Annotated in this window: 11 protein-coding genes, 2 pseudogenes and 1 riboswitch; of the genes and pseudogenes, 8 read left to right on the top strand and 5 right to left on the bottom strand. The window is 70.9% G+C overall.

Annotated features, from left to right (window positions below; all coding sequences use genetic code 11):
- The first annotated feature begins 3 nt into the window (after positions 1-3).
- On the top strand, positions 4-1575 hold the full coding sequence (locus ACFC09_RS19955; RefSeq protein ID WP_376529917.1) for an NADH-quinone oxidoreductase subunit M: 1572 nt from the start codon (positions 4-6) through the stop codon (positions 1573-1575).
- Positions 1572-3221, top strand: a complete 1650-nt coding sequence (gene nuoN, locus ACFC09_RS19950; RefSeq protein WP_376529915.1) for an NADH-quinone oxidoreductase subunit NuoN — start codon at positions 1572-1574, stop codon at positions 3219-3221. The genes ACFC09_RS19955 and nuoN overlap by 4 nt, the downstream gene beginning before the upstream one ends.
- Before the next feature lie 105 nt (positions 3222-3326).
- Here nuoN and ACFC09_RS19945 read toward each other — a convergent pair.
- Positions 3327-3551 (bottom strand): annotated as a pseudogene (locus tag ACFC09_RS19945) (Uma2 family endonuclease); the annotation flags it as partial.
- Positions 3552-3739: 188 nt separating this feature from the next.
- Between ACFC09_RS19945 and recQ the strand changes: the two are divergent.
- A complete protein-coding gene (gene recQ, locus ACFC09_RS19940) occupies positions 3740-5779 on the top strand; it encodes a DNA helicase RecQ (protein ID WP_376529913.1) in 2040 nt (679 codons plus the stop codon).
- Between the two features lie 129 nt (positions 5780-5908).
- Here the strand turns inward: recQ and ACFC09_RS19935 are convergent, their stop codons facing one another.
- Both ACFC09_RS19935 and fahA read right to left on the bottom strand, forming a co-directional pair.
- Positions 5909-6847: a M56 family metallopeptidase gene (locus ACFC09_RS19935; protein WP_376529911.1), complete on the bottom strand. Its 939-nt coding sequence runs from the start codon at positions 6845-6847 to the stop codon at positions 5909-5911.
- A gap of 1169 nt (positions 6848-8016) precedes the next feature.
- A complete protein-coding gene (gene fahA, locus ACFC09_RS19930; RefSeq protein ID WP_376529909.1) occupies positions 8017-9243 on the bottom strand; it encodes a fumarylacetoacetase in 1227 nt (408 codons plus the stop codon).
- Positions 9244-9477: 234 nt separating this feature from the next.
- Here fahA and ACFC09_RS19925 point away from each other — a divergent pair, with 234 nt between their 5' ends.
- The 4 genes from ACFC09_RS19925 to ACFC09_RS19910 all read left to right on the top strand — a co-directional run bounded on the left by ACFC09_RS19925 (position 9478) and on the right by ACFC09_RS19910 (position 13178).
- On the top strand, positions 9478-10752 hold the full coding sequence (locus ACFC09_RS19925; protein ID WP_376529907.1) for an ATP-grasp domain-containing protein: 1275 nt from the start codon (positions 9478-9480) through the stop codon (positions 10750-10752).
- Positions 10749-10961, top strand: a complete 213-nt coding sequence (locus tag ACFC09_RS19920; protein ID WP_376529905.1) for a hypothetical protein — start codon at positions 10749-10751, stop codon at positions 10959-10961. Before ACFC09_RS19925 ends, ACFC09_RS19920 begins: the two co-directional genes overlap by 4 nt.
- Positions 10958-12154 (top strand): NAD(P)-binding domain-containing protein, encoded by a 1197-nt coding sequence (locus ACFC09_RS19915; RefSeq protein WP_376529903.1) that lies wholly within the window; start codon positions 10958-10960, stop codon positions 12152-12154. Before ACFC09_RS19920 ends, ACFC09_RS19915 begins: the two co-directional genes overlap by 4 nt.
- A gap of 217 nt (positions 12155-12371) precedes the next feature.
- Positions 12372-13178, top strand: a complete 807-nt coding sequence (locus tag ACFC09_RS19910) for an HAD family hydrolase (RefSeq protein ID WP_376529901.1) — start codon at positions 12372-12374, stop codon at positions 13176-13178.
- Between the two features lie 51 nt (positions 13179-13229).
- Here ACFC09_RS19910 and ACFC09_RS19905 read toward each other — a convergent pair whose 3' ends face one another.
- Both ACFC09_RS19905 and ACFC09_RS19900 read right to left on the bottom strand, forming a co-directional pair.
- Positions 13230-13736 carry a transglycosylase SLT domain-containing protein gene (locus tag ACFC09_RS19905; protein WP_376529899.1) on the bottom strand — a complete coding sequence of 169 codons (507 nt, stop codon included), beginning with the start codon at positions 13734-13736 and terminating at the stop codon, positions 13230-13232.
- 2 nt (positions 13737-13738) lie between these two features.
- A riboswitch (cyclic di-AMP (ydaO/yuaA leader) is annotated at positions 13739-13913 on the bottom strand.
- Between the two features lie 791 nt (positions 13914-14704).
- A pseudogene (locus ACFC09_RS19900) lies at positions 14705-15314 on the bottom strand (hypothetical protein); the annotation flags it as partial.
- A gap of 206 nt (positions 15315-15520) precedes the next feature.
- Between ACFC09_RS19900 and ACFC09_RS19895 the strand changes: the two are divergent.
- The gene (locus tag ACFC09_RS19895) at positions 15521-16531 is read left to right on the top strand and encodes a polyprenyl synthetase family protein (protein ID WP_376529897.1); all 1011 of its coding nucleotides are present in this window, start codon (positions 15521-15523) and stop codon (positions 16529-16531) included.
- Positions 16532-16563: the final 32 nt, after the last annotated feature.

The raw sequence follows: 16563 nt of genomic DNA, 5'->3' as shown, positions 1-16563 counted from the left end.
CCGATGTCCTTTCCCCTGCTGACAGTGACGGCGGCGCTCCCGGCCGTCGGGGCGGTCGCCACGGCGGCCGTACCGGCCGCGCGGCGCACCGCCGCCAAGTGGCTGGCGCTGCTGGTCTCGCTGGCCACGCTGGCCCTGGCGATCGTCATCCTGGTCCGTTTCGACCCGGGCGGCGACCGCTACCAGCTCACCGAGTCCCACTCCTGGATCAGGGACTTCGGGGTCAGGTACGAGCTGGGTGTGGACGGCATCGCGGTCGCCCTCATCGCCCTGACCGCCCTGCTGATCCCGTTCATCGTCCTGGCGGGCTGGCACGACGCCGACCCGCTGGAGACCGGCAGCCGCCGCTGGCGGCCGACCCAGGGCTTCTTCGCCCTGATCCTGGCCGTCGAGGCGATGGTGATCATCTCCTTCGAGGCCACCGACGTCTTCCTCTTCTACATCTTCTTCGAAGCCATGCTGATCCCGATGTACTTCCTCATCGGCGGCTTCGGGGACCGAGCCCACGAGCACGGCGAGAAGGCGGCGGCGACGCAGCGGTCGTACGCGGCGGTGAAGTTCCTGCTCTACAACCTGGTCGGCGGTCTGATCATGCTGGCCGCGGTGATCGGCCTCTACGTGGTCGCCGGGAACTTCAGCCTCCAGGAGATCGCGCAGGCACGGGCCGACGGCTCACTGCACATGGCGACCAGCACCGAACGCTGGCTGTTCCTGGGCTTCTTCTTCGCCTTCGCGGTGAAGGCGCCGCTGTGGCCGCTGCACACCTGGCTGCCCAACGCCATGGGGGAGGCCACCGCCCCGGTCGCCGTCCTCATCACCGCGGTCGTCGACAAGGTGGGCACCTTCGCGATGCTCCGCTTCTGCCTCCAGCTGTTCCCGGAGGCGAGCAAGTGGGCGACTCCGGTCATCCTCGTCCTGGCGGTGATCAGCATCATCTACGGGGCGCTGCTCGCCGTGGGCCAGCGGGACATCAAGCGTCTGGTGGCCTACGCGTCGATCTCGCACTTCGGCTTCATCATCATGGGCATCTTCGCGATGACCAGCCAGGGCCAGTCCGGTGCCACCCTCTACATGGTCAACCACGGCATCTCGACGGCCGCCCTGATGCTGGTCGCGGGCTTCCTGATCTCCCGGCGCGGCTCGCGGCTCATCGCGGACTACGGAGGAGTGCAGAAGGTCGCCCCGGTGCTCGCCGGCACGTTCCTGATCGGCGGACTCGCGACCCTGTCCCTGCCGGGCCTCGCGCCCTTCGTGAGTGAATTCCTGGTCCTGGTCGGCACGTTCACGCGATATCCGGTCATCGGCATCATCGCCACCTTCGGCATCGTCCTCGCCGCGCTGTACACCCTCGTGCTGTACCAGCGCACGATGACGGGCCCGGTGAAGGCCGAGGTCGCCAGGATGCCGGACCTCCGGGTGCGGGAAGTCCTGGTGGTCGCCCCGCTGGTGGTGCTGCTGATCTTCCTGGGCGTCTACCCGAAGCCCGTCGCGGACATCGTCAACCCGGCGGTCAAACAGACCATGTCCGACGTACACAAGACCGACCCCAAGCCCGAGGTGGAGGCGGCCAAGTGAGCGCAGCAGCCGTCCACAGCCTGTGGACAACCGTGGCCGACCCGATCTCGAAGATCGACGCGCCGAAAATCGAGTACGGACAGCTGTCACCGACCCTGATCATCATCGGCGCGGCGATCGTCGGGGTGCTGATCGAGGCGTTCGTGCCGCGCAGGTCCCGTTACTACGCCCAGGTGTTCGTGTCCGTCGTGGCGCTGTGCGCCGCCTTCGCCGCGGTGGTCGCGCTCGCGGCCGACGGATTCGGTACGACCAAGGCGCACATCGCGGCGATGGGCGCGATCGCCGTGGACGGACCGGCCCTGTTCCTCCAGGGCACGATCCTGCTGGCCGGTCTGGTCGGCCTGTTCACCTTCGCCGAGCGGCGCCTGGATCCCGAGGCGCACGGCAACCGGGTCGACTCGTTCGCCGCGCAGGCGGCTTCCGTGCCCGGCAGTGACAGCGAGAAGGCGGCCGTGAAGGCCGGGTTCACCACCACCGAGGTCTTCCCGCTGCTGCTGTTCGCGATCGCCGGCATGCTGGTCTTCCCCTCGGCGAACGACCTGCTGACGTTGTTCATCGCCCTGGAGGTCTTCTCCCTCCCGCTCTACCTGCTGTGCGCGCTGGCCCGCCGCAAGCGGCTGATGTCGCAGGAGGCCGCGGTCAAGTACTTCCTGCTGGGCGCGTTCGCCTCCGCGTTCACCCTGTTCGGCATCGCCCTGCTGTACGGCTACGCGGGCTCGGTGTCGTACGCGACGATCGCGCAGGTCGTCGACGGCACGGTCACCACGGTCGACCCGGCCCTGGCCAACACCATGGGCAATGACGCGCTGCTGCTGATCGGCGGCGCGATGATCGTGATGGGCCTGCTGTTCAAGGTGGGCGCGGTCCCGTTCCACATGTGGACCCCGGACGTCTACCAGGGCGCGCCGACCCCCGTGACCGGCTTCATGGCGGCGGCCACCAAGGTGGCCGCGTTCGGCGCGCTGCTGCGGCTGCTGTACGTCGTCCTGCCCGGCCTGCGCTGGGACTGGCGCCCGGTGATGTGGGCGGTCGCGATCGTGACCATGCTGGGCGGCGCGATCGTCGCGATCACCCAGACCGACATCAAGCGACTGCTGGCGTACTCGTCGATCGCGCACGCGGGCTTCATCCTCGCGGGTGTCATCGCGACCTCGAAGGACGGCGTCTCCTCCGTCCTCTTCTACCTGCTCGCGTACTCCTTCGTGACGATCGGCGCGTTCGCCGTGGTCACCCTGGTGCGCGACGCGGGCGGTGAGGCGACGCACCTGTCCAAGTGGGCCGGGCTCGGCCGCCGTTCGCCGCTGGTCGCGGCCGTGTTCGCGGTGTTCCTGCTGGCCTTCGCGGGCATTCCGCTGACCTCCGGGTTCGCCGGAAAGTTCGCCGTGTTCAAGGCGGCGGCCGAGGGCGGTGCGGCTCCGCTGGTGGTGATCGGTGTGATCTCCTCGGCGATCGCGGCGTTCTTCTACATCCGGGTGATCGTGCTGATGTTCTTCAGCGCGCCCCAGCCGGAGGGCCCGACCGTCGCGGTGCCGTCGCCGCTGACGATGGCGGCGATCGGGATCGGCGTCGCCGTCACGGTGGTGCTCGGCGTGGCACCGCAGTACTTCCTGGATCTGGCGAACCAGGCGGGCGTCTTCGTGCGCTGACCGTCGCACGTCGATCTCCGTGTGCCGACGCGCCAAGCGTGTGACGCGGCGGCGGCCCGGTAACGCTCGGGGGTGCCGGGCCGCCGCCGTCTGCCTGGTACCGGGTCACCGCGTCCCGCCGTGGCGCGTCCTGATCCGGGTGAGGTCCAGGTCGACCGGGAACGGGACGTCCACCTTCATCCGCTCACGGAAGATCCCCACGCTGGCGTAGGTGCCGGTCGTCGGCTCCAGCTCGAAGGCGTGCACGGCGGCGCGGCCGTTCTCGTTCTCGACCCGCCAGTAGTGAGGGATCTTCGCTCGGGCGTACTTCAGGGGCTTGGTCTCGCGGTCAATGGGACGGAGTCTCGCCGGTGCAATCAGACTATCCGCCGGAAACGGGCAGGTTCCCCGCGAACGTGTGAACGAGTGTCGTGTCCTTGACGTGGGGTGGGTCGAAGCCTGTGGATAACTCCGGGGCTGTCGGTTCGGACCCCTATCGTGGAGGCAGTGGTCGAAGGACGACGTACGGGGGCACGGCGATGGGCGTGACGGGCGGGATCGGCGAGATGCCAGGGGTGACAGAGAGCGAGGCGCTGGCCACGCTGCACCGGGTCTTCGGGTACGAGGCATTCCGGGGCGAGCAGGAAGCGGTCATCGAGCACGTGGTGGCGGGCGGGGACGCGGTCGTCCTCATGCCGACCGGTGGCGGCAAGTCGCTGTGCTACCAGATCCCGGCCATGGTCAGACCCGGTACGGGCATCGTGGTCTCGCCGCTCATCGCGCTGATGCAGGACCAGGTGGACGCGCTGCGGGCGCTCGGCGTGCGTGCCGGGTTCGTCAACTCCACCCAGGACTTCGACGAGCGGCGCGTGGTGGAGGCGGAGTTCCTGGCGGGGGAGCTGGATCTGCTCTACCTCGCCCCGGAGCGGCTGCGTCTGGACTCCACCCTCGACCTGCTCTCCCGCGGCAAGATCTCCGTCTTCGCGATCGACGAGGCGCACTGTGTGTCCCAGTGGGGCCACGACTTCCGCCCCGACTACCTCGCCCTGTCCCTGCTCGGCGAGCGCTGGCCGGACGTCCCGCGGATCGCGCTGACGGCGACGGCGACCCGCGCCACCCACGAGGAGATCACGCAGCGGCTGAACATGCCGTCGGCCCGGCACTTCGTGGCGAGCTTCGACCGGCCCAACATCCAGTACCGGATCGTGCCCAAGGCCGACCCCAGGAAGCAGTTGCTCGCCTTCCTGCGCGAGGAGCACGCGGGCGACGCGGGCATCGTGTACTGCCTGTCACGCAACTCGGTCGAGAAGACCGCGGAGTTCCTGAGCCGCAACGGCATCGAGGCGGTGCCCTACCACGCGGGCCTGGACGCGGGCACGCGCGCGGCGCACCAGTCACGGTTCCTGCGGGAGGACGGCCTGGTCGTGGTGGCGACCATCGCCTTCGGCATGGGTATCGACAAGCCGGACGTGCGGTTCGTCGCCCACCTCGACCTGCCCAAGTCCATCGAGGGCTACTACCAGGAGACGGGCCGCGCGGGCCGGGACGGACTGCCCTCCACGGCCTGGATGGCCTACGGGCTCAACGACGTCGTACAGCAGCGCAAGCTGATCCAGTCCGGCGAGGGCGACGAGGCGTTCCGCCGCCGGGCCGCGGCCCACCTGGATGCGATGCTCGCGCTGTGCGAGGCGGCCGGCTGCCGGCGCGGCGGACTGCTCGCCTACTTCGGCCAGGATTCCGCCCCGGCGGGCTGCGGCAACTGCGACACCTGCCTCACCCCGCCCGAGACCTGGGACGGCACGATCGCCGCGCAGAAGGTGCTGTCGACCGTCGTGCGGCTGCAACGGGAGCGCGGGCAGAAGTTCGGCGCCCTACAGATCGTGGACATCCTGCTCGGCAAACGCACCGCCAAGGTCATCCAGTTCGACCACGACCAGCTGTCCGTCTTCGGCATCGGGGACGACCTGGCCGAGGGCGAGTGGCGGGGGGTGATCCGGCAGCTGCTCGCCCAGGGGCTGCTGGCGGTCGAGGGGGAGTACGGCACGTTGGTGCTGTCCGAGGCGAGCGGCACGGTGCTGCGGCAGGAGCGGGAGGTGCCGCTGCGCAAGGAGCCGAAGAAGCCGGCTGCCGCACGCACGTCGTCCTCGGCGTCCTCGGCGTCCGGCCGGGGCGACCGCAAGCCCAAGGCGGCCGTGGCCGAGCTGCCGGCGGAACTGCTCCCCGCCTTCGAGGCGCTGCGCGCCTGGCGCGCCGACCAGGCTCGTGAGCAGGGCGTTCCTGCCTATGTCATCTTCCATGACGCGACCCTGCGGGAGATCGTCACCAGATGGCCCGGGTCGGTGCGGGAGCTGGCCACGGTGGGCGGCGTCGGTGAGAAGAAGCTGACGACGTACGGGGACGGGGTGATCGAGGTGCTGTCCGGGCTCGGTGCCCCGTCCGCGGCCGGGGAACCTGCTGCCACTGCCACTGCCACTGCCACTGCCACTGCCGCTGCCGCAGCAGGGGGCGGGGCGGCGGCGGACGACGCCTGGCCCGACCCGGACGCCGAACCGGAGCCTGAGCCGGAGGACTGGTTCTAGGAGTTCCTGGGGCCTCTCCAGGGCCTCTTCCGGGGGCCTGGTGCCTCTCCTGGGGCCTCTCCTGCACCCCTTCTCCGGTTCCCCCGGACCTTCCTGGACGAGGGCCGTACCGGGGCTGTGCGGTCAGCGTCAGGACAGCGCCGTCAGCCCCGGGGCGAAGGTGATCAGCAGGGGCAGCAGCGGCACCAGCGCGGCCACCGTCGTGGTCAGGGCCCGGTGTCGGCGCAGCAGCCGGGGCGGGGGCTCCAGCAGGCGGTCCACCCGCTCTCCCAGCAAGCGTCGGCTGGAGGCGCAGGTCAGAACACCGCGGTGCTGGTTCAGCTCGATCAGGGCGAGGGCCGTGGTGAGGTGTCCGCAGCGGCGCGACGCCGTGTCGTCGGCGGCCAGTTCGACCAGGCGGTGGGTCTGGTCGCAGAAGTGGGCGAACAGCGGGACCCGGGGGAAGCCGGTGGCCAGTGCGGTGGACAGATGCAGCAGCCAGTCGTGGTGGGCGCGGGCGTGGCCGCGTTCGTGGGTGAGGACAGCGTCCAACTGGTGATCGGTGAGACGTTGCAGCGCACCGGTGGTGACCACCAGCTGCGGCGGATGGCCCGGCATCCACCAGGCGTCGGGGTACTCGTCCTCCAGCACCAGCATGGGTCCGCGCGCCGTGGGCAGCCCGGCGGGCAGGTCGGGGGCGCGTTCGCGCAGGTGCGCGCGGGTCTGGTCGCGGCTCCGGCGCGCCTCGACCAGCTCGCGGGCGAGCATCGCCGTGGTCCAGGCGGCGCCGCAGGCCAGCAGCACGGTGAGAGCGCCGGCCCAGACCGGGGTGGCGGAGAGGTCGTACGCGGCGGTGACAGAAGGGGGAGCGGGGGCGAAGACGTGATCACGAACGGTGTGGAAGACGGCCGCGGCACCCAGCGTCAGCCCGGCCAGGCAACTGAGCAGCACCGTGGCGACCAGGCACTGCCATGCCCACAGTCCGACCACGGGCTCCCGTTCGGGCCAGGCGGCCCGGGTCAGCGCACGGGGCGCCGGCACGGCGAACGTCAGGGTGACGACGCTCAGCAGGAGCAGGCAGACGGTCATGCCGGGGGCTCCGGTTCCTGGTCGAAGCGGAACGGGTGTCTGGTGGTGCGTGGGAACCGGCGCATCGGGTGGTGCGATGTCCCGCTCGCCAGTATGACGGGGTCGGGCGGCTGGAGTCAGGGGTCGAGACCGATCCGGCGCCGCGTTTGTCGGGCTCCGGGCCGCCTTTCCTGTGGCTTGCGTTGCCTGTCGACTCGGTTGGGGGTGCGGGGTGGCAGGAGACGGGGTGGGGTCTGGCCGGGTCGAAAGGGGGCGAGTCGGGACGAACGGGGGATGTGGTGGCTCGGGGCTCCGCCTTCGCCCCGCCCGGCCCCGTACGGGCGGACTGCCGCGACTGCCGTGCCGGGTTTCGGCGTACAGCCCGGCCTGGCAACGGCGTACCGCCCGGCCCGCCCGGCCCTGCACGGGCGGACTGCCGCGTCTGGCTCCTGCGGTCCGCGCAGGCTGGGGCCAGTGGACCGTCCCGCTCGGTTCCGGTGGCCGGGTTCGGGCGGTCCGACCCCGCCCGGCTCCGGTGGTCCGGCCCCGTCCGGCTCCGGTGGTCCGGCCCCGTCCGGCTCCGGCGGTCCGGCCCTGCTCGGTCCTGGTGGTCTGGCTCCTCTGGTTCCGGCGGTCCGACCCCGCCCGGCCCCGGTGGTGCGACCCTGCTCGCTTCGGGTGGTCCGGCCCCGCTCGGTTCCGGTGGTCCGGCCTTCGGCGCGGCGAACCGTCCGCCCACGCCTGGCCCACTCGGTCGGCCACCTCCGGCCGGTGCCAGGAACGTACCGGCGGCGACGATTCCCCCGGAGCCCGGAGCCCGGAGCCCGGAGCCCGGAGCCCGGAGCCCGGAGCCCGGAGCCCGGAGCCCGGAGCCGGAGCCCGGAGCCCGGAGCCGAGGGCCTGTGCTGCGCGGAACGCTGCTCAGTGGTCGAAGGCGAAGGCTGATACGGGTGGGGGGCGGGGTGGGTGACGAGTTCGCGTCGGGCTGACGGTGAGGTCAGGGGATGGCGGCTTCGAGGTCAGGGCCGGGTGCCCGTCGGCCTGGGGTCGGCGGAGCCTGGCCGCGCGGGATCACCCGGATCCCTCGACGAGGTGAGCCGGCGGCCCGGCGGGTCGGCGGGCGGCCTCGGCTGGGTGGCGGCTCGGCGTTCCGGGGCCGCGGTGGTGACGCGGCGGCGGCCGGTCCGCGGTCAGACGCGTGGGACGACCCGGCCGGTGACGTCGCCGAGTCCCACCCGGGCACCGCCGGGGCCCGGTGCCCAGGCCGAGAGCGTCACCTCGTCCCCGTCCTCCAGGAACGCCCGCTTGCCGTCGGGGAGTTCCAGCGGGTCCTGCCCGTTCCAGGTCAGTTCGAGAAAGGAACCGCGCTGGGCCGGTTCAGGTCCGCTCACCGTGCCCGACCCGTACAGGTCGCCGGTGCGCAGGGAGGCGCCGTTCACCGTCATGTGCGCCAACTGCTGGGCCGCCGTCCAGTACATGGTGGAGAACGGCGGTTCGGAGACCACGTGGCCGTTGACCGCGACGGTGATCCGCAGGTCGTACCCGCCGGGCTCGTCGCCGGAGTCGGAGTCGGAGTCGTCCAGGTACGGCAGCAGGGGGTGGGTGCGCCGTGGGGGTGCCACCCGGGCCTCCTCCAGGGCTTCCAGCGGGGTGATCCAGGCCGACACGGAGGTGGCGAAGGACTTGCCGAGGAACGGGCCGAGGGGCGCGGCCTCCCACGCCTGGATGTCCCGCGCGGACCAGTCGTTGAGGAGGCACAGCCCGAAGACGTGTGCGCGGAAGTCGCCCAGCCCCACCGGCTCGCCCTGCCGCGACGGCATCCCGACGACGAAGCCGACCTCGGCCTCGATGTCCAGCTTCACCGTCGGCCCGAAGACCGGGGCCGGGTCGGCGGGGGCCTTGCGCTGTCCCGACGGCCGTACCACCTCGGTGCCGGAGACCACGACCGTGCCGGAGCGGCCGTGGTAGCCGATCGGCAGGTGTTTCCAGTTCGGGGGCAGCGGCTCCGGGGCATCGGGGCGGAAGATCCGGCCGGCGTTTCGGGAGTGGTGTTCGGAGGAGTAGAAGTCGACGTAGTCGGCGACCTCGAAGGGGAGGTGCAGGGTCACCGACGACAGCGGGTGGAACAGCGGCTCGATCGTCTCCCGGTGGGAGGGGACCGTCACCCACGCGGTCAGCGCGCGCCGCACGTCCGACCACGCCGTGCGGCCCGCGGCGAGCAGCGGGTTGAGGGTGGGTCGTGCGAGCAGGGAGACATACGGCGAGCCGAGCGCGGCGGCCGCGGCCCCCGCGTCGAGCACGTGGTCGCCGAGCCGGACGCCGACTCGCCGCTCCTGGCTGCCGAGGGGCGAGAACACGCCGTACGGGAGGTTGTGCGGGCCGAAGGTGTCGCCCTCGGGGACGTCGAAGGGGGGCATGGGTGGTGCCTCGCTCTCATCCGTGCCGTGCATGGCCAGGGGTGCCATGGTTCGCGGCACACGTTACGGGTGTGGCGCCTTCCAGGGCAGTGTCTAAAGAGTTCGCAATGTCCAAATAGGGCTTGTTGTCGGAGGGGGCAATTCCGGCTTAGCGTCCTTCGGGGGACGCGGACGGGGTGGGTCCGGTCCGTGGGGGGACACGTGGGGGGACCCGTGGCCGGCGATGCCGTCAGCATGCCTTTCCGGGCGGACCGTGAGGTGCCCGGCCTGATCGTCAAGTTCGGTGACTACCCCTTGCACCACGGTGGCGTCGGAGCGATCCGCAGCCTGGGCCGACTGGGGGTGCCCATGTACGCGATCACCGAGGACCGCTACACGCCCGCGGCGTCCTCCCGTTATCTGGAGCGCGCGTTCGTCTGGCCGACGAGCGGTGCGGAGGAACCGGGTTACCTGGTGGAGGGTCTGCTGCGGGTCGGCCGGCGCATCGGCCGGCCCGCCGTGCTCATCCCCACCGACGAGGAGGCGGCCGTCCTGATCGCCGAGCACCAGGACGTGCTGGCGGACCGGTTCCTCTTCCCGCGGGTCGATCCCCGCCTGCCACGCCGCCTGGCCAGCAAGCAGGGGTTGCACGAGTTGTGCGCACAGCACGGTGTGCCCAGTCCGGTGGCGTCCTTTCCGCGGTCGTACGACGAGGTCGTGGAGTTCGCCGAGCGGGCCCGGTTCCCGGTGGTGGCCAAGAACCGCGAGGCGTTCGTACGGCGTCGGCGGCCCGCCGTGAACGGCACCACCAAGATCGCCACCCCTGCCGGGCTGCTCACCCTTGCGCGTGACTGGGGCGAGCGGCCCGGTGTCATCCTCCAGGAGTACCTGCCGCGGGAGGAGGCCGAGGACTGGATCGTGCACGCCTGCTTCGCCGCGGACTCGACGCCGCTCGCTCTGTTCACGGGCGTCAAGGTGCGCTCCTGGCCGCCGCACGCGGGCATGACGGCGCACGCGTACGTCGTCGACAATCCGGAACTCGCGGATCTGGCCGTGCGTTTCATCAAGCAGATCGGCTTCAGCGGCATCGTCGACCTCGACCTGCGCTACGACCGGCGCGACGGACGGTACAAGCTCCTCGACTTCAACCCCCGCATGGGCGCCCAGTTCCGGCTCTTCGAGAACGGGGCGGGGGTGGACGTCGTACGTGCCCTGCACCTGGATCTGACCGGCCGTCCCGTTCCGGAGGGGGAGCAGCGCGCCGGACGCCGCTATGTCGTGGAGAACATCGACCTGGCCGCCCTCATCGCCTACCACCGCAGCGGCTATACGACGCCGCACGCCCCGAACCGGCCGAGCGGGACGGAACTCGCCTGGTTCGCGGGTGACGATCCGCTGCCGTTCCTCACCATGCTCGCGCGGTTCGTGCGGCCGGGCGCGAAGCACCTCTATCAGTTGTGGCGGAGCAACCGCAGCGGCGGAACCGCCACCTCCACCAAGTGCATGAAGCGGACGAAGCGCGCGACATGAATGAAGCACGTGAAGCACGTGAAGCACGTGAAGCACGTGAAGCACGTGAAGCACGTGAAGCACGTGAAGCACGTGAAGCACGTGAAGTGCGTGAAGCACGTGAAGTGCGTGAAGCACGTGAAGTGCATGAAGTGCATCAAGTACATGAAGTACATGAAGTACGCGAAGTGCACGAAGTAGGTACCACGTCCTGGGGAGGGACTTCGTGATCCGACCGGTAGCAGTCATCGGTGCCGGGCCCTTCGGCCTGTCCACCGCCGCCCACCTCAAGGCGGGCGGGATCCCCGTGCGCGTCTTCGGCGACCCCATGGTGAGCTGGCGCGACCACATGCCCGCCGGGATGCTCCTCAAGTCGACCCCGGCGGCCTCCACCATCGACGCACCGCGGCGCGGCCACACCCTGGCCGACTACTGCGCCGTCGCGGGCATGGCGCGGCTGGTCGGCGACGAGGACATCGTCCCCGTCGAGACGTTCGTCTCCTATGGGGAGTGGTTCCAGCGGGAACTGGTGCCCGGCCTGGAACGGGTCCGGGTCGTCTCGGTCGACCACCGCCCGGACGGCGGCTTCGAGGTCGAGCTGGACTCGGGCGAGTCGTTCACGGCGCGCGCGGTCGTGGTGGCCACCGGTCTGTCGGGCCTGTCCCATCTGCCCCGGGAGCTGGCCGCCGCCGCGACGGACGGGCCCGCCCCGACCGGCCCGGTGTCCCACAGCTGCCAGCACCACGACCTCACCCGGTTCGCCGGCCAGGAGCTGATCGTCGTGGGCGCCGGCCAGTCCGCGCTGGAGACGGCGGCGCTGGCGGCCGAGGCGGGCGCGCGGGTACGGGTGGTCGCGCGGCGCCGCGTCGGCTTCGGCGCCCCTCCATGGCGTCAGCCGCGGCTGCGCCCCGGGTCACCGTTCGGCCGAGCCTGGTCGCTGTGGGCCCTCAGCCACTACCCGCAGCCCTACCGCTACCTCCCTGCCCGCACCCGGCACTATCTGGTCCGCCGGGTGCTCGGCCCGCTCGGCGCCTGGTGGCTGCGGGACCGCTTCGAGGGCAAGGTGCGGGTCGAGGAGATCGACCGTGTCCTGGGTGCGGAAGCCCTCGACGGGGCCCCGGTTCTCACGGTCCGTACCCGTGCCGGTGCCACCGGCCGACTGGTGGCCGACCACGTCATCGCGGCGACCGGCTACCGCGTCGACATAGCTGCGATGGGCTTCCTGGCCCATGGGCTTCGCACCCGGCTGACCGTCAGCCGCGGCACTCCGAAGCTCGGCCCGGGATACGTCTCCTCGGTCCCCGGCCTCTACTTCACCGGCCTGCCCGCCGCGGCCTCCTACGGACCGGTGATGCGCTTCGTGTGCGGCACCGAGTTCGCCTCCCCGCGTCTGGCCAGACACCTGGTGGCGGCCCACGGCTGAGACGGCCGCCGCCTCCGCGTCACGACTGCACAGGGGGAAGGGTCGCTGAACGTACGGGAGACGGGCGCGAGGGCGCGAAGAAGGGGAGTGGGAGGAGGAGAAGGGGAGCGGGAGGAGAAGAAGGGGCGTGGGAAGAGGAGACGGACGCCACGGCGCGGCGAGGAGGGGCGGGAAGCGGACGTGAGTCGGAGCGGCGCGCTGTCCGTATTCTCGGATCATGGCCGCTCCTCCCGCATTCTCACTCGTCGCCACCGACCTCGACGGGACGCTCCTGCGTGGTGACGACACCCTCTCCGACCGGTCCCTCGCCGCGCTCGCGCGCGTGGCGCGGGCCGGTGCCCGGCACCTGGTGGTCACCGGGCGCCCCGCGCCGCGGGTACGGCCGCTGCTCGACAGACTCGGCGGCGAGGGGCTCGCGGTGTGCGGACAGGGCGCGCAGTTGTACGACGCCGGCGCGGACCGCCTGCTGTGGTCGGTCACCCTGGACCGGGAGTTGGCCGAGACCGCGCTCGGCAAGATCGAGGCCGAGGTGGGGGAGGTGTACGCGGCCGTCGACCAGGACGGGGTGGACGGGCTCACGCTCATCGAACCCGGGTATCTGATGCCGCATCCGACGCTGCCCGCGGTACGCGTCGAGCGGCGCGATGATCTGTGGTGCGCGCCCATCAGCAAGGTTCTGGTGCGGCATCCGGCGCTGTCCGACGACGAGTTGGCGACGACGGCGCGCGCGGTCGTGGGCTCCCTGGCGAACGTCACGATGTCGGGGCCGGGGACAGTGGAGTTGCAGCCGTGCGGCATCACCAAGGCCACCGGTCTGGCGCTGGCCGCGGAGCACCTGCGACTGGGCGCGGACCGGGCCGTCGCCTTCGGCGACATGCCGAACGACATCCCGATGTTCCGGTGGGCCGCCTACGGGGTGGCGATGGGGGGAGCACACCCCGAACTCAAGGCGGTGGCCGACGAGATCACGACGTCGAACGAGGACGACGGCGTGGCCGTCGTCCTCGAACGACTGTTTCCGTGAACGCCGCGAACGGTTCTTCCGCGAACGGTTCTTCGGTGAGCGGCGGGTCCGTCAGTAGGCGCTGTTGACGTTGTCGATCGAGCCGTAGCGGTGGGCGGCGTAGTTGCACGCGGCCGTTATGTTGGCGACGGGGTCGTAGATGTCGTTGGACGTGCCCGCGACGTGGTAGGCCCGGAACGTCGGGTCGATCACCTGGAGCAGGCCCTTGGACGGGATGCCCTTGGCCGCGTTGGAGTCCCAGAGGTTGATGGCACGGGGGTTGCCCGAGGACTCGCGGATGATGTTGCGGTAGATGCCGTTGTAGGTGCCCGGGATCTTGTTGCGCGCCATGACGGCGAGCGACTCGCGGATCCAGCCGTCGAGGTTGTTCGTGTATCCGGCCGTCGTCAGGGCCGTCGTGGTCCCGCTGACGGCCGTCGTGGTCGCGGTGGTGGCCGCGTGGGCGCCGGCGGCGCCGATAAGAGGCAGGGCGAGTACGGCGGCGCCCGTGCCGGCCACCGCGAGGGTGCGAGCGAGGCGGTTGACGCGGTGACGGCGGTGCTGAGCGGCAGCAGACATGGTGTTCCTCTCCGGCGCCTGCGAGGTGAGCTGTCGGGTTCGGGCGGGGGAGATGCCCGGCCGGCCGCCACATGGCGACTCGGCTTCACCCCTAGCCGTTCCGGTCGGCTGTGCCGTCCGGCCCGGCGACTTACCTGGGTCCCCCGCTCCTGCCGTGCGAATTTGTGTTCGTCGATGGGTCGCGACGGGTGGCGGCAGGATTCGGCGTCCACCCGACTGGCCCGGAAGCTATGCGACCGCACATGCCGGAAACAAGTACCGGATTCATAGCTCATGCCGATTGACTGCGGGATGAGGGGTATGACCGGTAGATCCTTTGCGACTGCCAACGGTCAACTGGGCGACTGGGAACGGCGGGTTGAGGGTGCGGTCCGGGCGCCGACACGCCGTCGCGTGTGACTCAAATCACCCGTCTCGGGCTCGAAGTGCATTAAGCACCAAGAGGAATTGAGGTGGCAATGGCGGCAAAACGGTCACTTCACCCCATGGTCCCCGGAATTACCTTTTCTCGTGCCCGGCGGAAGGCCGCCTCGGCGCCTGTCGTGCAGATCGCCTTGTCGGCGGGGTGGAAGTGGCTTGCGTCACAGGTGAACCCCCGGGTGGGCCCGGACCGCGGTGTCCCGCGTGGATCCGGTCGGTGCAGGCGGAACGGCGGGTCCGAGCGGGTGCGTGCACGGGCCGACGCGGGGCGCGCCCGACGATCGTGTGTGTCTCCGGTGCGGCATCGCACTACTCCGGACGGTCTGAACTATCCGAATGGTCCGAATCATCCTGATTGTGCGGGCCGTTCGAGTACACCCGCTCGCCGGTGCGGCACGGAGTGACTTCCTTCCGCCTTTCTTCCGCCTGCCTTTCGTCTCCCTTCTGTCTCCCCTGCACCTTCCTTCCGCCTGGAGCCTGTGCGCGAGGTATGTCACCCGGGGGACGGCCAGGCGGGCTCGCCGACCGGGCGGCCTTGGAGGAAGTGCGGTCTCCTTGAGGAAGTCGACGGCCGGTCCGGGTGACGGGCCGTGGTCGGGGTACTGGTGCGACCAGGGGCCGATCAGCCGCGCGGACACGGTCGTGGGGCAGAGGCTCGACCAGACGGAGGACGGTGTCGTGGTACGGGACGTGTCAGCAGCCCACCGCCGGCCCTGCCGCCTTGGTGGCACCGCGTGCCGCGGCCTCACCGGTAGGGCTGTACGTTTCGCTGCCGCTGCCGCTGCCGCTGCCGCTGCCGCTGCCGCTGTCCGCGCCGCCGGACCCGCACCCGCCGGCACCCCCTCGCTGTTGCCGTACCCGTGCGCGTCGACCCGGACGGACGTATGGCCGTGTCCCGCGTGCCAGGGGTGCCGCCGGGCGTCGCGTGGCGCGGTCCGTCGGAGAGCCGGTCCGGGGCGCATTCGCCGAGGTGGGCCGGTACGGATCGGCCGTCGGTGGGCGCCGCACGCGCGTATCGGTGGGCGCCACGCGCGCGTGCAGAAGTGTCCCGTCAGTGTCCCGTCGGCCAGAGGGGATCCGGAGGTCTGTGTGAGCGGTTTCGTGGGGGAGCGACGTGCGGATGTGCCCGGTCTGCGTTCCGAGGCAGTAGCGGGGCAAAAGATGTCATATCCCGCCAGCTCCATAAATATCGGGTTGTATCAACTGGTCAGCAACATACCGGCCGTGATCCGGTACCGCCCGGCCTGGGCCGTGGGCGCTATCGGTGATCGAAACCTGACCGGATACGCTGACTTGAGTGATGGCGCCGACCTATCGACACACCGTGTAACCGCCAGCAGACACCAGCAGACAGGAGACCCCTCGTGACCGTCGTCGGGCCGTTCGGGCTGAGCGTGCGGGACCAGGCTCTGGAAGCCGATGTCCAGGCCGGATTGGCGGCTGTCGAGGAAGGCTTGCTCGAAGCCACCAAGAGCGAGGTCCCGTTCATCACAGGGGCCGCACAGCACCTGGTGCGGGCGGGCGGCAAACGTTTCCGCCCCCTGCTCGTGATGCTCGCGGCACAGTTCGGCGATCCGTACGCACCCGGGGTCGTACCGTCCGCGGTGGTGGTGGAGCTGACCCATCTGGCGACGCTGTACCACGACGACGTGATGGACGAGGCCGCCGTACGCCGCGGGGTGGACAGCGCGAACACCCGCTGGGGCAACTCGGTCGCGGTCCTGACCGGGGACTTCCTTTTCGCCCGTGCCTCGCAGATCCTCGCCGACCTCGGTCCGGAGGCGGTGCGGGTGCAGGCCATCGCGTTCGAGAGGCTGGTCACCGGGCAGATCCTGGAGACGGCCGGGCCCTCGGACGGCCGGGACCCGGTCGAGCACTACCTGGACGTGCTCAGCGGCAAGACGGGGTCGCTGGTCGCCGTGTCGTGCCGGTTCGGCGCGATGATGTCGGGCGCCGACGACACGGTCGTGGACATGCTCACCCAGTACGGTGAGCGGCTGGGCGTCGCCTTCCAGCTCGCCGACGACGTACTGGACATCGCGTCGGACTCGCACGAGTCCGGCAAGACCCCGGGCACGGACCTGCGGGAGGGCATCGCCACGCTCCCCGTGCTGCGGCTGCGGGAGCGGGCGGCGCGGCTGGGGCTGCCCGAGGACATCGCGCTGTGCGAGCTGCTGGACTCCGATCTGTCCGACGACGGCCGGCACGCGCAGGCGCTGGCCGCCCTCCGGGCGCACCCGGCGCTGGAGCAGGCCCGGCGGGACACCGTGCGGTATGCGGAGGAGGCTCGGGCGGTGCTCGCCCCGCTGCCGGAGGGCGACTCCAAGGCGGCCCTGCTGGAGCTGTGCGACGCCGTGGTGCACCGGGCGGGATAGCCCGTGGCACCCGTGGTGCACCGGGCGGGATG

The sequence above is a fragment of the Streptomyces sp. NPDC056161 genome (assembly GCF_042268025.1).
Lineage (GTDB): Bacteria > Actinomycetota > Actinomycetes > Streptomycetales > Streptomycetaceae > Streptomyces.
The sequence above is the reverse complement of the archived record's forward strand: the minus strand, read 5'-3'. Positions and strand labels throughout refer to the sequence as shown.